This is a genomic window from Staphylococcus sp. HMSC14D10, from assembly GCF_001808125.1.
Taxonomy (GTDB): Bacteria; Bacillota; Bacilli; order Staphylococcales; family Staphylococcaceae; genus Staphylococcus; species Staphylococcus haemolyticus.
This window is the reverse complement of the sequence record NZ_KV792257.1, coordinates 1-3,123: the sequence shown is the minus strand read 5'-3', so window position 1 is coordinate 3,123 and position 3,123 is coordinate 1. Positions and strand designations below refer to the sequence as shown.

1 rRNA gene is annotated in these 3,123 nt (G+C 48.9%); it reads left to right on the top strand.

The features are described 5' to 3' along the window. The first annotated feature begins 99 nt into the window (after positions 1-99). Positions 100-3,021: ribosomal RNA gene (locus HMPREF3134_RS07865) — 23S ribosomal RNA — on the top strand. Positions 3,022-3,123 lie beyond the last annotated feature (102 nt).

The window sequence follows — 3,123 nt, the reverse complement described above, 5'->3', positions numbered from 1 at the left end:
AGTTTATTTAAAGCGCAGTTTACTTTTGTAAATGAGTATTTAAATGAATGAAAACGAAGTAATATGAGAACGATTGACTAAAAGTTTGGTGGAAACATAGATTAAGTTATTAAGGGCGCACGGTGGATGCCTTGGCACTAGAAGCCGACGAAGGACGTTACTAACGACGATATGCTTTGGGTAGCTGTAAGTAAGCGTTGATCCAGAGATTTCCGAATGGGGGAACCCAGCACGAGTTATGTCGTGTTATCGACAAGTGAATTCATAGCTTGTCAGAAGGCAGACCCGGAGAACTGAAACATCTTAGTACCCGGAGGAAGAGAAAGAAAAATCGATTCCCTGAGTAGCGGCGAGCGAAACGGGAAGAGCCCAAACCAATAAGCTTGCTTATTGGGGTTGTAGGACACTCTATACGGAGTTACAAAGGAATATGTTAGACGAATCATCTGGAAAGATGAATCAAAGAAGGTAATAATCCTGTAGTTGAAAATATATTCTCTCTTGAGTGGATCCTGAGTACGACGGAGCACGTGAAATTCCGTCGGAATCTGGGAGGACCATCTCCTAAGGCTAAATACTCTCTAGTGACCGATAGTGAACCAGTACCGTGAGGGAAAGGTGAAAAGTACCCCGGAAGGGGAGTGAAAGAGAACTTGAAACCGTGTGCTTACAAGTAGTCAGAGCCCGTTAATGGGTGATGGCGTGCCTTTTGTAGAATGAACCGGCGAGTTACGATCTGATGCAAGGTTAAGCAGGAAATGTGGAGCCGTAGCGAAAGCGAGTCTGAATAGGGCGTTGAGTATTTGGTCGTAGACCCGAAACCAGGTGATCTACCCATGGTCAGGTTGAAGTTCAGGTAACACTGAATGGAGGACCGAACCGACTTACGTTGAAAAGTGAGCGGATGAACTGTGGGTAGCGGAGAAATTCCAATCGAACTTGGAGATAGCTGGTTCTCTCCGAAATAGCTTTAGGGCTAGCCTCAAGTGATGATTATTGGAGGTAGAGCACTGTTTGGACGAGGGGCCCCTCTCGGGTTACCGAATTCAGACAAACTCCGAATGCCAATTAATTTAACTTGGGAGTCAGAACATGGGTGATAAGGTCCGTGTTCGAAAGGGAAACAGCCCAGACCACCAGCTAAGGTCCCAAAATATATGTTAAGTGGAAAAGGATGTGGCGTTGCCCAGACAACTAGGATGTTGGCTTAGAAGCAGCCATCATTTAAAGAGTGCGTAATAGCTCACTAGTCGAGTGACACTGCGCCGAAAATGTACCGGGGCTAAACATATTACCGAAGCTGTGGATTGTCCGTAGGACAATGGTAGGAGAGCGTTCTAAGGGCGTTGAAGCATGATCGCAAGGACATGTGGAGCGCTTAGAAGTGAGAATGCCGGTGTGAGTAGCGAAAGACGGGTGAGAATCCCGTCCACCGATTGACTAAGGTTTCCAGAGGAAGGCTCGTCCGCTCTGGGTTAGTCGGGTCCTAAGCTGAGGCCGACAGGCGTAGGCGATGGATAACAGGTTGATATTCCTGTACCACCTAGCATCGTTTTAATCGATGGGGGGACGCAGTAGGATAGGCGAAGCGTACGATTGGATTGTACGTCTAAGCAGTGAGATTGAGTGTTAGGCAAATCCGGCACTCTTAAGATTGAGCTGTGATGGGGAGAGGAAATTGTTTCCTCGAGTCGTTGATTTCACACTGCCGAGAAAAGCCTCTAGATAGATAATAGGTGCCCGTACCGCAAACCGACACAGGTAGTCAAGATGAGAATTCTAAGGTGAGCGAGCGAACTCTCGTTAAGGAACTCGGCAAAATGACCCCGTAACTTCGGGAGAAGGGGTGCTCTTTAGGGTGCAAGCCCAGAAGAGCCGCAGTGAATAGGCCCAAGCGACTGTTTATCAAAAACACAGGTCTCTGCTAAACCGTAAGGTGATGTATAGGGGCTGACGCCTGCCCGGTGCTGGAAGGTTAAGAGGAGTGGTTAGCTTCTGCGAAGCTACGAATCGAAGCCCCAGTAAACGGCGGCCGTAACTATAACGGTCCTAAGGTAGCGAAATTCCTTGTCGGGTAAGTTCCGACCCGCACGAAAGGCGTAACGATTTGGGCACTGTCTCAACGAGAGACTCGGTGAAATCATAGTACCTGTGAAGATGCAGGTTACCCGCGACAGGACGGAAAGACCCCGTGGAGCTTTACTGTAGCCTGATATTGAAATTCGGCACAGCTTGTACAGGATAGGTAGGAGCCTTTGAAACGTGAGCGCTAGCTTACGTGGAGGCGCTGGTGGGATACTACCCTAGCTGTGTTGGCTTTCTAACCCGCACCACTTATCGTGGTGGGAGACAGTGTCAGGCGGGCAGTTTGACTGGGGCGGTCGCCTCCTAAAAGGTAACGGAGGCGCTCAAAGGTTCCCTCAGAATGGTTGGAAATCATTCATAGAGTGTAAAGGCATAAGGGAGCTTGACTGCGAGACCTACAAGTCGAGCAGGGTCGAAAGACGGACTTAGTGATCCGGTGGTTCCGCATGGAAGGGCCATCGCTCAACGGATAAAAGCTACCCCGGGGATAACAGGCTTATCTCCCCCAAGAGTTCACATCGACGGGGAGGTTTGGCACCTCGATGTCGGCTCATCGCATCCTGGGGCTGTAGTCGGTCCCAAGGGTTGGGCTGTTCGCCCATTAAAGCGGTACGCGAGCTGGGTTCAGAACGTCGTGAGACAGTTCGGTCCCTATCCGTCGTGGGCGTAGGAAATTTGAGAGGAGCTGTCCTTAGTACGAGAGGACCGGGATGGACATACCTCTGGTGTACCAGTTGTCGTGCCAACGGCATAGCTGGGTAGCTATGTATGGACGGGATAAGTGCTGAAAGCATCTAAGCATGAAGCCCCCCTCAAGATGAGATTTCCCAACTTCGGTTATAAGATCCCTCAAAGATGATGAGGTTAATAGGTTCGAGGTGGAAGCGTGGTGACACGTGGAGCTGACGAATACTAATCGATCGAAGACTTAATCAATTTATTTCAACGTTTTGCGAAGCAAAATCATTTACTTACTATCTAGTTTTGAATGTATAATCATTCTCTTGTCTGGTGACAATGGCAAGGAGGTCACACCTG